The organism is Streptomyces sp. NBC_01244, assembly GCF_035987325.1.
Classification (GTDB): Bacteria; Actinomycetota; Actinomycetes; order Streptomycetales; family Streptomycetaceae; genus Streptomyces.
Genome location: NZ_CP108488.1, coordinates 8,114,072 through 8,128,036, shown reverse-complemented (window position 1 = coordinate 8,128,036; position 13,965 = coordinate 8,114,072). Strand labels below are relative to the sequence as shown.

The following is a 13,965-nucleotide window of genomic DNA, read 5'->3' as shown; positions in this document are numbered from 1 at the left end:
GACATGGACACCATGCGCGAACGGTTCATTTCGGTCACGTCGCGGGCGCTCGACGAGGATCCCCGGCTGGCCCTCGTGCTGGCCGAGATCACCATGGACGGCTTCCGGCCCGCCCGGGACCGCCACCCGGACCGCGTGATCAACGTCGGCATCCGCGAACAGCTGCTGATCGGCGTGGGCGGCGGCCTGGCCCTCACCGGGCTGCGCCCGGTGGTGCACACCTTCGCCAGCTTCCTCGTGGAGCGGCCCTTCGAGCAGGTCAAGCTCGACTTCGGGCACCAGGGCACGGGCGGGGTGCTCGTCAGCGCGAGCGCGAGCTACGACTGGCCGGCCGGCGGGTTCACCCACATGGCTCCGGGTGACGTGGCCCTGCTGGACACCCTGGACGGCTGGACCGTGCACGTCCCGGGCCATCCGGACGAGGCCGAGGCGCTACTGCGCCACGCCTACGCCGCCGGGGACGACAAGGTCTACGTACGGCTCTCCGCGCAGTCGAACACGGCGGCCCGCCCCATCACGGGCCCGGGGTTCCAGACCGTACGGGAGGGCCGTGCGGGCGTCGTCGTGGCCGTCGGGCCGCTGCTCGACAACGTCCTCGCCGCGACCGAGGGCACGGAGGTGAGCGTGCTGTACGCGCCGACCGTACGGCCCTTCGACGACGCGGCACTGCGCGCAGCCGTCGGGCCCGGCCCGGCCGACGTGGTGCTGGTCGAGCCGTACCTGGCCGGGACCTCCACGGCTGCCGCGAACCAGGCACTCGAAGCGGTGCCGCACCGGGTGCTCGGCCTCGGGGTCGGCCGCGGCGAGCTGCGCCGCTACGGCACGATCGAGGAGCACACGGCGGCCCACGGACTCGACCCGGCCGCGCTGCGCGCGCGGATCTCCGCCTTCATGACGAGGTGACCGGCCCCTTCGGCGCGGGGCGGTCCAGGTCCGGATGGGCCGCCACCAGGCGCTTGGGAGCCGCCTGGCGCCAGGAGTCGGTCAGGATCGAACGGAGCTCCGCCGCGTCCTCCACCGCCGCGAGCCGGACCCGGAGCCACGCGTAGTTGTCGTCGTGACCGGGCCGTATGAAGAACTTCTCCGGCTCCGCCTCGATCAGCTCGGCGCGGTCCTCCTGGGGGCACTTCACCCCGATCGACGTGTCGTCGTCGGCCAGCGCCGCGAAGATCTTCCCGCTCTTCCCGCTCGCCCCGCCGCCCACCCTGAAGGTGGGCATGCCCCAGGCCGGCTTTTCGCTGCTGTCCGGGAGCGACAGCGCGATCCTCCGGACGTCCTCCGCCGTCGTGGCCATCCCCCGACTCCTCTCCGGTCCGCTGCGGTGCCATCCCTCGTCTCCGACCGTAGCCCCGGGCACTGACATTCACCCGCGGGCCGCGAGGTCCTCCCGGTGGTGCACCAGGTCCACCAGCTCCGCCGCCAGCGCCTTCACCGCCGCGAGCCCCGCCAGCCCCCACCGCCTCGGCACCACGTCCACCGCGCACACCGTCCCGAGGACGATCCCGCGCCGGTCGGTCAGCGGCGCGCCCGCGTAGGAACGCACCCCGCTCTCGTCCACGACGGCGTTGCCCGCGAAGCGCGCGAAGTCCCGTACGTCCTCCAGCACCAGCGCGCGCCGCCGTACCACCACGTGCGGGCAGTACCCGTGGTCCCGGGGGAGCGTCCGCGCCGGATAGCCGCTCGCCGGGGCGTCGGCGGCGTGGTGCAGGCCGGCGAAGAACTGGCGTTCCTCGCTGATGAAGTTGATACCGGCGTACGGCGCGGCGAGCTCGTCCGCGACCCGCCGGGCGAACGCGTCCAGTTCACCGTCCACCCGCTCCCCCAGCCCCAGTTCACGCAGTCTCAGCACGCGTGCGGGGGCCTCCCGGTCCACCGGTGTGAGCAGCAGGTGTCCGGTCGATTCGTAGTAGGTCATGGTGTCTCCCCCACATCACGTCACTCCGCGCGCCGCGCGGACCTCATGGACATCGCGTGCTCCGGATGCGCCGCACGCTTCGGGTACTTCGTGTCGAGCAAGTGGTGGACCAGGGCTGCCAGCACCCCCGTTCCGGAGCTCGGCAGGCGTGCGTCGCAGCGCACGACGGGCACGTCCGGGCCGAGCCCCATGGCGTCCCGCACCTCGCCGGCGGTGTAGCCGTGCCCGCCGTCGAACTCGTTGACGGCGACGAGGAAGCCGATCCCCCGCCGCTCGAAGAAGTCCACGGCGGGGAAGCAGTCGGCGAGGCGGCGCGTGTCGGCGAGCACCACCGCCCCCAGCGCGCCCGCGCACAGCTCCTCCCAGAGGAACCAGAAGCGCTGCTGGCCGGGGGTGCCGAAGAGGTAGAGCACGTGCCGCTCGTCCAGGGTGATCCGGCCGAAGTCCAGCGCCACGGTCGTGGTGGTCTTCGCCTCGACCCCGTCCAGCGGGTCGGCGGACTCGCTCATCCCGCTCAGCAGTTCCTCCGTGCTCAGCGGCTCGATCTCGCTCACCGCGCCGACGAAGGTGGTCTTGCCCGCCCCGAACCCGCCCGCGACCAGGATCTTCAAGGTCGCTGAGGTCGCTGAGGTCGCGGAGGATCCGCGGGCGGCCGGGTCAGAGCCGTTTGCGCAGGCCATCGAGCACCGCCCGGAGCAGGGACTGGTCGTCGTCGGCGAAGGAGCCGCCGGTCGGGAAACAAGGTGCCCGTACCGTCACGGCCCCGTGTTCCATCAGGTCTCCGAGGACGACCTTGACCACCACCGCCGGCAGCCTCAGGTGCCCCGCCACCTCGGCGACGGTGACCGCGGCCGAGCCCGCGCACAGGCGGAGCGCAAGAGCGTGCTCGGCGCCGAGCGGCGCACGCGGGCGCACTCCGGTCGCCGTCACCAGCGACAGCAGGTCGAGGGCGACCGACGGCCGCGTCCGCCCGCCGCTCGCGGTGTACGGGCGGATGACCCGGCCCGCCGAATCGTCCAGCCACGGTGCATCACGCGGTCCTCCCGGTGCCGTCGCCCCCCTCGCACCGGCCCTCATCGCTCCGCGTCGGCGGCGGGCCGCCTCGGCGGGGCCGCCAGGTACGGGCGGACGCTCTTGACCAGCATGGCCATCTCGTAGCCGAGCACGCCCGCGTCGGCCTCCCGGTCGGCCAGTACGGCCAGGCAGGTGCCGGATCCGGCCGCCGAGACGAACACGAGGGCGGTGTCGAGCTCGACCACCACCTGCCGGACCTCGGCGCCCTCCGCGAACCGGGACCCGGCGCTGCGGCCCAGCGCGTACAGCCCGGAGGCGAGGGCCGCCAGGTGGTCGGCGCTGTCGGCGTCGAGCCCGTGCACGCAGGTGACGAGCCCGTCGGCGGTCAGCAGGACCGCGCTGCGCGTGTACGGCACCCGTTGGACCAGGCCGCTGAGCAGCCAGTCGAGGTCCGAGAGCCGACTGGTCGTGGTCGCCACTTCGCCGCCCATGGGGGTGCGCTCCTTCGCTGTCGGGTGAGAGGCCGGGGTCACGTCTGGTGCTCCGACTGGGCGAGGCCGAAGCCCCGTTGGAAGGCGGCCATCAGGCCGGGGTCGTGGACGGGCCGCTCGGCGCCCTCGGCGCCGGCCTGCCGGGGTACGGGAGCCTCGCGCAGCTGGGGCGCGAGGTGTTCCTGGGCCCGCCGGCGGGGCAGCGGCGGCCGTTCTCCGCCGTCCCGGGCGGCGGGTACGGACAGCGGTGGCGCGAGCGGCGCCCTCACCGCGGCCACCGCCACCACCGCGGCTTCCACAACCACCGGCTCCGCGACCACCGGCTCCGCGACCACCGGCTCCGCGACCACCGGTTTCGTGATCACCGGTTCCGCGACCGCATGTTCCACGACCGCGGGTTCCGCACCCGAGGGCCCCGTACGAGGCACCCTGCCCGGTGCCCCGGCATCCCAGCCCGGTACCACCGGCGGAGCTCCGGAGGGCTCCGGCGCGGGCAGGGGCACCCGTACGGGCTCCAGCCGCGGCGCGCCCGTCCCCTCGCCGGTCCCCCAGGAGGTGGCCCGGGAGCCGCCCAGGGCGTCGGCGGCGCTCGGCGCCTCGGCCCCCAACAGCTCCTGGGGCAGGACCAGTACGGCGAGCACGCCACCGTAGATGTTGGACTTGAGCTCGACGGCGATCCCGTGCCTGCGGGCGAGCGCCGAGACGACGAACAGGCCGATCCGGCCGTCGGCCAGCAGTTGCCGGACGCTGATCTGGTCGGGATCGCCGAGCAGGGCGTTCATCCGGTGCGCTTCCTCGGGCGGCATGCCGAGGCCCCGGTCCTCCACCTCGACCGCGATCCCGGCGGTGACCCGCTCCGCGCGCACCACGACATCGGTGTCGGGGGCGGAGAACACGGTGGCGTTCTCGACGAGTTCGGCCAGCAGGTGCACGACGTCGGCGACGGCGTGGCCCCGTACGGAACCGCCCGCGGGGGGCACCACCTTGACCCGGGTGTACTGCTCGACCTCCGCGACCGAGGAGCGCAGCACCTCGCTCAGGTCCACGGGCCGCGTCCACTGACGGCGCGAGGCGGCTCCGCCGAGCACCGCGAGGTTCTCCGCGTGGCGCCGGATCCGGGTGGCGAGGTGGTCGACGTGGAAGAGCTCCTTGAGCAGGTCCGGGTCCTCGACCGTGTCCTCCAGGTCGTCCAGCAGGGAGATCTCCCGGTGCACGAGGGACTGGAGGCGGCGCGCGAGGTTGACGAAGACCTCGACCTTGCGGTCGCTGTCGGAGGGCGTGACGGGGCCGCCGAGGCGGACCAGGGTCGCGTGGGCCTGTTCGCGGGCGCCGCGCAGTTCCTGCGAGAGCAGCCAGAACTCGTCGATCCCCGCCGTCTCGGCACCGAAGGACGGCGCGGTCGGCCCGCCGCGCACCGGGCGGGCGGGCAGCTCGCCGCGCTCCAGCCGGTCGGCGGTGATGTGCAGCTCCTGCCGGCCCCGGACGCTGGAGCGGCGCAGCGCCTCGCAGCGGTCCCGTACGGTCTTGGCCGCGCGCTGGGCCCCGAGCAGGGCGGCCGCGAGCGCGCCGGCGAAGAGCAGGGCGCAGCCGCTGAGGACCGGCCACAGCCGGGGGTCGCGGGCACCCGCGCCGCCGCCGAGCTGGAGCGCGAAGATCACCGCGGCGGCGCCGCTGAGCCCGGCGGCGAGCGTGGGCAGCAGGGCGGCGCGGATCAGCTGGGGCCGTATCTGCCGACCGGGACCGGTGACGGCATGTCTCGACGGGGAGTGGCGGGCGGCGCGGAGTCCGGACATCGTCGTCCTCGGTATGTGGGGCCCGGCCCCCGGGCTTCCCGGGATCCGGTGTTGATCACCGGATACCCACGCTAGACCGCACGCTCGGCCCCAGGACGGCCAGTTGGGGAACTTCGCCCGGGTGCTTCCCGCTCCCGATGGAGCGCTCGCACGACAGCCCGAATGCGCCGGGAGCGCGCACGCCCCGGCTCTCCGCGGGCACGCGCCGCCTCCCGCGGGTCCCGCCCGCACCTCACCCCTCTCCCGCCCCACCACGACCGAGTTCGGCAAGGCGACCTCGGGGGCCCCACCTCGTCGGCAGCCTCCCCAGCGACGCCGCGGGCGGCCCCGAAAGCACAGCGGAGCGGGACCTCCCCACCCGGGAGGTCCCGCTCCGCTCACGTTCCAGTCCTACGGCCTGCGGGCCTAGGAGCCCACCGCCTCCGGCTCCTCGCGCGTCACGGCCTCCGGCCGTGCGACCACGGTGGGCCGGGCCGCCGTGACCGGCGGGGGCGAACCCGCGGCGACGAAGGGCCGCCACCAGGGTGCGCTCGGCGCGTCGGCCGCGCCCGGCTCGAAGGGCTGCCCCGGCACCGGCAGGGCGATCGCTGCCCCGGCCCCCGCCGCGGCGGTCACCGTGCCCTCCCCGGGCTCGTCCCACGGGTGCGGGGCCAGGTTGAAGGTGCCCCAGTGGATCGGCAGCATCGTCCCGCGCGGGACACCGCCCTGGAGGTCGAGGTGGGCACGTACGCCCTCCTCGGGCGTCATGTGGATGTCGGTCCAGAACTCCGAGTACGCACCGATCTGGATCATCGTGGCGTCGAACGGCCCGTGCGCCGCGCCGATCTCCTTGAAGCCGGGAAAGTAGCCGGTGTCCCCGCTGTGGTAGATCCGGTGCTCGTCGCCCGCGACGACCCAGGACGCCCACAGGGTGAACTGCTGGTTGCGCAGACCGCGCCCGCAGAAGTGCTGGGCCGGGGTGGCGGTGAGCGAGAGTCCGGCGACCTTGGTGGTCTCGTTCCAGTCGAGCTCGCGCAGCCGGTCGGCCGGGACTCCCCAGCGCTCCAGGTGCGCGCCGACGCCCAGCGGGACGGCGAAGACCGTGTCCGTGCCGGCCAGGGCCTTGATCGTCGGCAGGTCGAGGTGGTCGTAGTGGTCGTGCGAGATCACCACCACGTCCACCTCGCCCAGCGAGGCCAGCGGTACGGGTACCGGGTGCAGCCGCTTGGGCCCGGCGAAGGGGAAGGGGGAGCACCGCTCGCCCCAGACCGGGTCGAAGAGGACCCGGCGCCCGTCGATTTCGGCGAGCACGCTCGAGTGGCCCATCCAGGTCAGCCGCAGGCCGCTGACCGCGGGCTTCGACAGCTCCGCGAGGGTCGTCGGGTAGACCGGGATGGGGGCGCCGGGGCTACGCCGGAGGCGCTGCTCCTTGTGGAAGTAGATCTTGGCGAACTCCGCCATGGACCCGGACGGTCTGGTCCGGGTCCCGGCCGGGTTCTGGAAGACTCCGTCGGCGAAGTTCGGCGAACGCCGGATCCGCTCCAGCCGGGCACCGGACGGGTCCGCGCCGAAGGCTTCGGGCCGCAGTGCACGCAGCCGTGGACGCAAGGGACGGGAGCCGGTCAAGGCGCCTCCAGTGTGGGGGGTGCGGGCGGGGCGTTCTCATGGTTACCACCATCCCAACGCGCGACACTCCCCAAGGATTCCGCTACCCGGCTCCGAACGCGCCCGGCCCCCCTCCCGGCCCGCCCCCGCACCCCTGCTACAGCGGCAGCAGGTCCGGCCGCTTCGCCTCCATGTGGTCCCCGGAGGACTCCCCGCGCAGCCGTCGGCCGATCCACGGCACCAGGTGCTCGCGCGCCCAGTGGATGTTGTCGCGGGTGGTGTCCACCGATCCGCGCGGGCGCATCGGCGGCCAGGGCTGGTCCGGGTCGGCCGGCGTGTCGAGGCCCAGCACCTGGGCGGCGCGCAGGGCCACCCGGGTGTGTCCCTCGGGCGAGAGGTGCAGCCGGTCGTCGTCCCAGGCCCGCCGGTCCTGTACGGATTTCAGCGACCAGAGGTCCAGTACGGGGCACTCGTACCGGTCGGCGATCGAGCGGACGTGCGCGCTGAACGTCGCGATCTTGCCCCGCATGTGCTTGAGGACCGGCACGTCCCGGGTGTCGAAGCCGGTGGTGATCACGACCAGGCCGACGGATCCGGCGAGGTCGCGCACGGCCGCCTCGTACCGTTCGGCCACGTCGTCCGGATCGCTGCCGGGCCGGATGATGTCGTTGCCGCCCGCGCAGAAGGTCACCAGGTCGGGTGCGAGCTCCTTGGCCCGGGGGACCTGCTCGGCCACGATCTGGTCCAGCAGCCGACCCCGTACGGCCAGGTTCGCGTAGCGGAACCCGCCGGAACCGGCGTACTCGCCGGAGTCACCCGACGCGCCGGAAGCTCCCGCCCCGCCGGGCGCCCCTGATTCTTCGTTTCGCTCCTCGCGCCGGTCGGCCAGGAGGACGGCCAGCCGGTCCGCCCAGCCGAGGTAGGTGCCCCCCGGTCCCGGGTCCCCCACGCCCTCGGTGAAACTGTCCCCGAGCGCCGCGTACGAGCCAATGGTCTTGGTCTTGGATGTCGTCGTCGCTGCCACGGGACCCCATACTTCACCGTGGATCATGACCTACGCGACCGTAGCCAGGGCCTTACGGACCGTGATCTTCACCACCCCCCGGGCGGGGAATAAGAAAGGTGGGACCGGGACCCCCCTCCGGTCCCGGCCCCACGGCTCAGACGAGCAACCGGGTTTCGGCGCTCGGTAGTTTGCTCCACCAGTGGCCGTACCGCCGGTAGACCTCCGGTTCGCGGTCGGCCAGGAGGGCCGTCAGCGCGCGGGCCTCGCCCGCGAGCGCCTCCCAGACCTCCTCCGGCAGGGGGTGGAAGGCGGTCGCCTCGATCCCGCCGCCGGGCCCGGCCGGGCGCCACACCCCGGCGACGTGCCCGTCGACCAGCAGGGTCGCCAGGGTGTCGCCGTTCATCCGCGCGACGAGCTTGCGGTACTGCGGCGGGACGATGCGGCTCCGGTCGAAGTACGCGAGCAGCACGCTGTCCCACATGGCCATCAGCCGGGGCGGCGCCGGCGTGTCCTGCGCCGGGCGCGGTGCGCCCTGGACGTCGAACAGCTCCTCGCCGTCCGGCCCCTCCAGCCGGTCGAGCCTCCCGGAGAGCTCCAGCACCTGCAGCGCCTGGCGGACCCTGGCCCGCTGGACCAGGGAGAACTGCGCCACGTCCGCCGCCGACGCCGGCCCGAACCCCTCCAGGTAGCGCAGGACCAGCGTCCGCAGGGATTCCTCCGACGCCTCCGGGTCCGCCGGTACCGTGCGCGGCCGGCGCGGGGGCGCGACGTAGGACGGCCGCTCCCCGAACGACCACGGCGCGGCGGTGGGCGCGTGCAGGAGCGGTGCGTACTGCCGCAGCCCCCACCACGCTCCGGGCCGCGGCGCCGCTCCCAGCCGGTGACCGAGCCAGTCCTCGCACTCCGCCGTCGTACGGGGCCGGTCGGCGAAGTCCAGCAGCTGCGGCACGAGGACGTCGGCGTCCGCGGCCGTCAGCCCGGAGTCCGTGAAACGGGTCCCGAGCCGGGCGGCCCGTACGGAGGGCTGCACGGCCTCCCGGAAGGCCGGGTAGTCCTCCGCGTGCACGGCGTGCAGGGTCAGCCGCATCAACGTCGACTTGACGACCGCGCGCCCCGTGAAGGCGGCGTCGAGGTCTGCCGGGTCGAAGCCGGCGAGCCGGTTCCACAGCGCGAGGTACGGCGAGGCGGCGTGCTGCGCCTGCAGGGCGACCACCCGGCGCACCGCGTCACCCACGTCCATCGCCTCGCGCCCCAGCAGCAACTGCCGTGCGAGCGTGGAGCGGTTGAGCTCCCCCGCGCTGACCTTCATGCCATGACCGTCCCGTCCCCTGTCCGAACGGGCAGCCTAACCGGCACCTCCGACAGCGCCTCGGATTTCAGATGCTGACGCCCTTCGACCGCAGGTAGGCCAGCGGGTCGATGTCCGAGCCGTACGAGGGACCGGTGCGGATCTCGAAGTGCAGGTGCGGGCCGGTCACGTTGCCCGTGGCACCGGAGAGGCCGAGGGTCTGCCCGGCGGTGACGCTCTGACCGGTGGAGACGGAGAGCTGGGAGAGGTGCGCGTACTGGCTGTAATTGCCGTCGTCGTGCCGGATGACGACCTCGTTGCCGTACGAGCCGCCCCAGCCGGCGGAGACCACGGTGCCGGCGCCGACCGCCTTGACGGTGGTGCCGGTGCTCGCGGTGAAGTCGACACCGGTGTGGTAGCCGCTGGACCACATGGAGCCGGCGGTCTTGTAGGCGGTGGACGGGCCGCCGCTGACCGGGGCGACGAAGCCGGTCGACGCGGAGCCGCCCTGCTGCTTGGCGGGCGCCTTGGCGGCGGGCACGGCCTCGTCGGAGGAATCCGACGAATCGACAGAAGCGGAGGAATCAGAGGAATCGGGGGAACTGGAAGAACCGGAGTAAGCGGACTTCTTGGCCGGCTTCGGCGCTTCGGCCGGCGCGGACTCGGCCGCCGCGGCCGGAGCCGAGCCCTTCGCGCCGAGCGTGAGCTCGAGGCCCGGGTGGATCAGCGACGGGTCGGTGCCGACGGCCTCGAGGTTGTCCGCGTAGAGCTGCTCCCAGCCACCGGCGAGGTGCTGACGCTCGGCGATCTTGGAGAGGTGGTCGCCCGGCACCACGGTGTAGACGGTGGGGGCGGCCTGCACGGCGGCGGGCGCGGCCGCGGCCCGGAAGGCCACGGTCTGCGGAGCCTGGACCGGAGCGGCGGCGGGCGCCGCGGCCGGGACACCCGCGGCCTGGGCGCCGGTGGCGCCGAGCAGCGGAAGCGCGAGGGCCGCGCCACCGGTGCCCGCGACGGCGAACCCACGGGATATCGAGCGGGACTTGGGACGGCGGTGCTTACCCGTTCCGGACATGGCGAATTCCTCTCCGACGCCTGCGAGGTGAGCTGTCGGGTTCGGACTGGAGATGTCCGGCGGTGTATGTGCCGGTGAACAGCACATGCACGGCTTCACCCCGAGCTGTCCCGTTGTAAAGATCCCGAAGGAGCTCCGGAACAGCGGCTTACCTGGTTCCCCCGCTCCTGCCGCGCGCGTGAATAGTCGGGTGCGGTTTCCGGACGGCGGCAGGATTAGGCGGTCCATCCGGATCGATCGCGAAGGTAATCGAGCCCGGCCGCACGGAACAAGTCCCGAATTCCCCGACGGATTCCCAGTGATGATGGACCGACGGAATTACGGTCACCCTGCGTCCATTCCCCTCCCCCAACAGCCGTCCGGACAGGGGAATTCGCCATTCGCGATCAGGCACTCACGGTCACCGTATGATCTGGCTCACGGGGACGTGTCCGATCTCGCCTCTCGCTATGGCAAGTTGGCCACAAGTGGCGTAATTCGGACACGAGCGACGGTGAGCGACGAAGAGCGACGACGACCGCACGGAAAACACGGAGGAGCCCCTGTGACCCAGCAGATACCCCAGAGCCCCCACACCGATCCGGCCGCGCCGGAAGCGGCACTGACCGGAGTGCGCAACTTCCGCGACGTGGGCGGCTTGCCGACCACGGAGGGCCGAAGGGTCAAGTCGGGACGACTCTTCCGAAGCGGACATCTGGCGCATGCCACCGAAAGCGACGCGGAATTCCTGGGGTCGCTCGGACTGCACACCGTCTTCGACTTCCGCAACGGCGCCGACCACGCGCTGGAGGGTGCGGACGTGGAGCTGCCCGGGGTGCTCAAAGTCAACATTCCGCTGTCGGATCCGGCCGACGGCAGCGAGTTCTGGAAGATGGTCCGCGACGGGGACCTGGCGCAGCTCCGCGAGATCCTGGGCGAGGGCAAGGCCGCCGCGCGGATGTCCCGTTCGTACCGGACGATGATCCGGACCCGTACCGCCGAGCACAGCCGGGTCGTGCACGCGCTCGCCGAGGACAGCGTCCCGGCGCTCATGCACTGCGCCGCCGGGAAGGACCGGGCCGGTCTGTCGATCGCCGTCACCCTGCTCGCGCTGGGCGTCGAGCGGGAGGCGATCCTCGCGGACTACCTGGAGTCGAACGCCCCGCACAACCGATACCGGGTCCGCCGGGGCAGCGACTCCCCCGAGGCCCGCGCCCCCGAGGTGATGGAGCTGCTCGCCCCGCTCTTCGACGCCCGCGCCCCGTATCTGACCACGGCCTTCGACACCATCGACGAGGAGTGGGGCGGGGTGGAGCGCTACCTCGCCGAGGGCCTCGGGCTCACGCCCGAGACCCTCGGCCGGCTCCGCGACCGGCTGCTGGACTGACGTCCGACGAGGTGGGCCGTCAGCGGTTCGCGACGGCCTGCCTCACCAGGGTCCGGCCGAAGTCCCACATCAGCGCGCCGCCGCCGTGGGCCTCGTCCATGACCGCGCGGAAGGCGCCGACGAACCGGTCGACGTCCGCCTCGTTCACGATCAGCGGCGGGATCAGCTTGATCACCTCCAGGTGGTCGCCGGAGACCTGCGTGAGGATCCGGTGCTTCTGCAGCAGCGGTACCACCACCATCTGCGCGAACAGGCCCTTGCGCGCCGCCTGCAGCATGCTCCAGCGGCTCCGCAGCCCCAGTGAGGACGGCCGGCCGAACTCGATGCCGATCATCAGCCCGCGTCCCCGTACCTCGTGGAGCAGTTCGTACTCGTCCACGAGCGCGGCGAGCCGCCCGCGCAGCAGGTCGCCCATGGCGCGGGCATTGGCCACCACCTGCTCGTCCTCCATGACGGACAGGACGGCGAGCCCGGCCGCCATCGCCTGCGCGTTGGAGCCGAAGCTGGCGGAGTGGACGAGCACCCGGTCCATGGAGGAATAGACCTTCTTGAAGATCCAGTCCTTGCCCAGGGTCGCGCCGACGGGCACGTAGCCGCCGGAGAGCGCCTTGGCCACACAGACCAGGTCCGGTTCGACTCCGGCCTCGTGCTGGTAGGCGTAGAAGTCGCCGGTCCGTCCGAGGCCGGTCTGCACCTCGTCCGCGATCAGCAGTGCTCCCCGCCGGTGCAGCAGCTCCTGCGCGGCGAGCAGGAACCCGGGCGGGGCGGCGAGCACCCCCTTGCCCTGGATCGGCTCCACCACGAAGGCCGCGACGTCGCCCTTCTTCAGCTCCCGCTCCAGCGCGGCCAGGTCCCCGAGGGCGACCTTGGTGTCCGGCAGCAGCGGCGCGAACCCGTCGCGGAAGCCGGCCTCGCCGTTGACCGAGAGCGAGCCCGTGGTGAGCCCGTGGAAGGCGTGGTCGCAGTAGAGGACCCTGGGGCGCCCGGTGGCGTACCGGGCGAACTTCAGGGCGGTCTCCACCGCCTCGGTGCCGCTGTTGCCGAAGAAGACCCGGTCCAGGTGCGGACTGTGGGAGAGCAGCTTCTCCGCCAGCAGCCCGGGCAGCGGCTGGCAGTCGAAGCGGGTCAGGTCGGCGAGCTGGGCATCCAGCACGTCGTGCAGGGCCTGTCTGACCACCGGATGGTGGCGGCCCAGGCCCATCACTCCGAAGCCGGCCAGCATGTCGAGGTAGTCGTTGCCCTCGGCATCCCAGAAGTGGGCCCCCTCGGCCCGCTCGTAGACCTTGTCGAAGCCGATGGTGTGCAGCATCCGGGGCAGCTGGTGGTTGAGGTGGCGGGCGTGCAGTTCGTACCGCTCGCCACCCCGCTCGGCCAGCAGGGCACCGAGATCGAAGCCGGTCATGCCGACTTGTCCCGGTTCCCGCCCCCCACGGTCTCGCGGACCGCCCGCAGCGACTCCTTCAGCGACCCCATGGTGGCCAGGACGGCCGTGGGCTCGTACCCGCAGTGCGCCATGCAGTTCGCGCAGCGCGGGTCCTTCCCGCGGCCGTACTTGCTCCAGTCGGTGTCCTCGATCAGTTCCCGGTACGTGGGCACGTACCCGTCGCTCATCAGATAGCAGGGGCGCTGCCATCCGAAGAGCGAGTAATTCGGAATGGCCCAGGCGGTGCAGGGGAAATCGGCTTTGCCTTCCAGGAAGTCCAGGAAGAGCGGGGAGTGGTTGAGCCGCCAGCGCCGCCGGTTACCGCCCGCGAAGGCCTTCTTGAAGAGTTCGCGGGTCTGTTCGACGCCGAGGAAGTGCTCCTGGTCGGGGGCCTTTTCGTAGGCGTAGGCCGGCGAGATCATCATCTCGTCCACCTGGAGATCGTCATTGAGGTAGTTCAGGACCTCGATGATGGTCTGCGGGGTGTCGGTGTTGAAGAAGGTCGAGTTGGTCGTCACCCGGAATCCGCGCTTCTTCGCCTCCTTGATGGCCGCGACCGCCTCGTCGAAGACGCCTTCCTTCGCCACCGACTCGTCGTGGCGCTCGCGCAGACCGTCGATGTGCACGGCGAAGGCGAAGTACGGGGAGGGTGTGAACTTCTCGATCTTCTTGCGGAGCAGCATCGCGTTGGTGCAGAGGAACACGTACTTCCGCTTCGCCACCAACTGGCGCACGATCTCGTCGATCTGCGGGTGCATCAAGGGCTCGCCGCCCGCGATGGACACCATCGGCGCGCCCGATTCCAGCACGGCGCCCACCGCCTGGGCCACGGGCATGCGCTGCTTGAGCACCCCGGCCGGGTGCTGGATCTTCCCGCACCCCTCGCAGGCCAGGTTGCAGGCGTAGAGCGGTTCCAGCTCGACGATCAGCGGGAACTTCTCACGCTTGCGGAGCTTCTGTTCGAGCAGGTACGTCCCGACCCTGATGGTCTGTCGCAGTGGCATGGCCATCTG

14 protein-coding genes and 1 riboswitch are annotated in these 13,965 nt (G+C 72.4%); of the genes, 2 read left to right on the top strand and 12 right to left on the bottom strand.

Going from position 1 to position 13,965, the window contains the following annotated elements:
• The first annotated feature begins 3 nt into the window (after window positions 1-3).
• Window positions 4-903 carry a transketolase family protein gene (locus OG247_RS36155; protein WP_327256182.1) on the top strand — a complete coding sequence of 300 codons (900 nt, stop codon included), beginning with the start codon at window positions 4-6 and terminating at the stop codon, window positions 901-903.
• Here OG247_RS36155 and OG247_RS36150 read toward each other — a convergent pair.
• The 10 genes from OG247_RS36150 to OG247_RS36105 all read right to left on the bottom strand — a co-directional run bounded on the left by OG247_RS36150 (window position 890) and on the right by OG247_RS36105 (window position 10,163).
• Window positions 890-1,294, bottom strand: coding sequence for an MmcQ/YjbR family DNA-binding protein (locus tag OG247_RS36150; RefSeq protein WP_327256181.1), 405 nt, complete (start codon window positions 1,292-1,294; stop codon window positions 890-892). The two genes, OG247_RS36155 and OG247_RS36150, sit on opposite strands and share 14 nt — an antisense overlap.
• A gap of 69 nt (window positions 1,295-1,363) precedes the next feature.
• Entirely contained in the window at window positions 1,364-1,915 is a 552-nt protein-coding gene (locus OG247_RS36145; RefSeq protein WP_327256180.1) for a GAF domain-containing protein, read from the bottom strand.
• A gap of 20 nt (window positions 1,916-1,935) precedes the next feature.
• A complete protein-coding gene (locus OG247_RS36140) occupies window positions 1,936-2,595 on the bottom strand; it encodes a GTP-binding protein (RefSeq protein ID WP_327256179.1) in 660 nt (219 codons plus the stop codon).
• Entirely contained in the window at window positions 2,573-2,992 is a 420-nt protein-coding gene (locus OG247_RS36135; RefSeq protein ID WP_327256178.1) for a DUF742 domain-containing protein, read from the bottom strand. Before OG247_RS36135 ends, OG247_RS36140 begins: the two co-directional genes overlap by 23 nt.
• Window positions 2,989-3,420 (bottom strand): roadblock/LC7 domain-containing protein, encoded by a 432-nt coding sequence (locus tag OG247_RS36130; RefSeq protein WP_327256177.1) that lies wholly within the window; start codon window positions 3,418-3,420, stop codon window positions 2,989-2,991. The genes OG247_RS36135 and OG247_RS36130 overlap by 4 nt, the downstream gene beginning before the upstream one ends.
• Window positions 3,421-3,458: 38 nt before the next feature.
• The gene (locus tag OG247_RS36125) at window positions 3,459-5,213 is read right to left on the bottom strand and encodes a sensor histidine kinase (protein ID WP_327256176.1); all 1,755 of its coding nucleotides are present in this window, start codon (window positions 5,211-5,213) and stop codon (window positions 3,459-3,461) included.
• Between the two features lie 405 nt (window positions 5,214-5,618).
• Entirely contained in the window at window positions 5,619-6,818 is a 1,200-nt protein-coding gene (locus tag OG247_RS36120; protein ID WP_327256175.1) for an MBL fold metallo-hydrolase, read from the bottom strand.
• A 136-nt stretch (window positions 6,819-6,954) separates the two neighbouring features.
• A complete protein-coding gene (locus OG247_RS36115) occupies window positions 6,955-7,848 on the bottom strand; it encodes an SGNH/GDSL hydrolase family protein (RefSeq protein ID WP_327256174.1) in 894 nt (297 codons plus the stop codon).
• A gap of 109 nt (window positions 7,849-7,957) precedes the next feature.
• The gene (locus OG247_RS36110; RefSeq protein ID WP_327256173.1) at window positions 7,958-9,112 is read right to left on the bottom strand and encodes a winged helix DNA-binding domain-containing protein; all 1,155 of its coding nucleotides are present in this window, start codon (window positions 9,110-9,112) and stop codon (window positions 7,958-7,960) included.
• A gap of 67 nt (window positions 9,113-9,179) precedes the next feature.
• The gene (locus OG247_RS36105; protein WP_327256172.1) at window positions 9,180-10,163 is read right to left on the bottom strand and encodes a M23 family metallopeptidase; all 984 of its coding nucleotides are present in this window, start codon (window positions 10,161-10,163) and stop codon (window positions 9,180-9,182) included.
• Between the two features lie 2 nt (window positions 10,164-10,165).
• A riboswitch (cyclic di-AMP (ydaO/yuaA leader) is annotated at window positions 10,166-10,362 on the bottom strand.
• 345 nt (window positions 10,363-10,707) lie between these two features.
• Here OG247_RS36105 and OG247_RS36100 point away from each other — a divergent pair.
• Entirely contained in the window at window positions 10,708-11,529 is an 822-nt protein-coding gene (locus OG247_RS36100; RefSeq protein WP_327256171.1) for a tyrosine-protein phosphatase, read from the top strand.
• A gap of 19 nt (window positions 11,530-11,548) precedes the next feature.
• On the opposite strand, the gene OG247_RS36095 is transcribed toward OG247_RS36100, so the two are convergent.
• Window positions 11,549-12,931, bottom strand: a complete 1,383-nt coding sequence (locus tag OG247_RS36095; protein WP_327256170.1) for an aspartate aminotransferase family protein — start codon at window positions 12,929-12,931, stop codon at window positions 11,549-11,551.
• The gene (gene hpnH / locus OG247_RS36090; protein ID WP_327256169.1) at window positions 12,928-13,962 is read right to left on the bottom strand and encodes an adenosyl-hopene transferase HpnH; all 1,035 of its coding nucleotides are present in this window, start codon (window positions 13,960-13,962) and stop codon (window positions 12,928-12,930) included. Before hpnH ends, OG247_RS36095 begins: the two co-directional genes overlap by 4 nt.
• Between the last annotated feature and the right edge of the window lie 3 nt (window positions 13,963-13,965).

What these genes read in the sequence shown, in the direction of transcription:
- OG247_RS36125 (WP_327256176.1), bottom strand. Translation starts at nt 5,213, where the DNA reads ATGTCCGGACTCCGCGCCGCCCGCCACTCCCCGTCGAGACATGCCGTC.
- OG247_RS36135 (WP_327256178.1), bottom strand. Translation starts at nt 2,992, where the DNA reads ATGAGGGCCGGTGCGAGGGGGGCGACGGCACCGGGAGGACCGCGTGAT.
- hpnH (WP_327256169.1), bottom strand. Translation starts at nt 13,962, where the DNA reads ATGGCCATGCCACTGCGACAGACCATCAGGGTCGGGACGTACCTGCTC.
- OG247_RS36110 (WP_327256173.1), bottom strand. Translation starts at nt 9,112, where the DNA reads ATGAAGGTCAGCGCGGGGGAGCTCAACCGCTCCACGCTCGCACGGCAG.
- OG247_RS36115 (WP_327256174.1), bottom strand. Translation starts at nt 7,848, where the DNA reads ATGATCCACGGTGAAGTATGGGGTCCCGTGGCAGCGACGACGACATCC.
- OG247_RS36145 (WP_327256180.1), bottom strand. Translation starts at nt 1,915, where the DNA reads ATGACCTACTACGAATCGACCGGACACCTGCTGCTCACACCGGTGGAC.
- OG247_RS36130 (WP_327256177.1), bottom strand. Translation starts at nt 3,420, where the DNA reads ATGGGCGGCGAAGTGGCGACCACGACCAGTCGGCTCTCGGACCTCGAC.
- OG247_RS36155 (WP_327256182.1), top strand. Translation starts at nt 4, where the DNA reads ATGGACACCATGCGCGAACGGTTCATTTCGGTCACGTCGCGGGCGCTC.
- OG247_RS36140 (WP_327256179.1), bottom strand. Translation starts at nt 2,595, where the DNA reads ATGGCCTGCGCAAACGGCTCTGACCCGGCCGCCCGCGGATCCTCCGCG.
- OG247_RS36105 (WP_327256172.1), bottom strand. Translation starts at nt 10,163, where the DNA reads ATGTCCGGAACGGGTAAGCACCGCCGTCCCAAGTCCCGCTCGATATCC.
- OG247_RS36095 (WP_327256170.1), bottom strand. Translation starts at nt 12,931, where the DNA reads ATGACCGGCTTCGATCTCGGTGCCCTGCTGGCCGAGCGGGGTGGCGAG.
- OG247_RS36150 (WP_327256181.1), bottom strand. Translation starts at nt 1,294, where the DNA reads ATGGCCACGACGGCGGAGGACGTCCGGAGGATCGCGCTGTCGCTCCCG.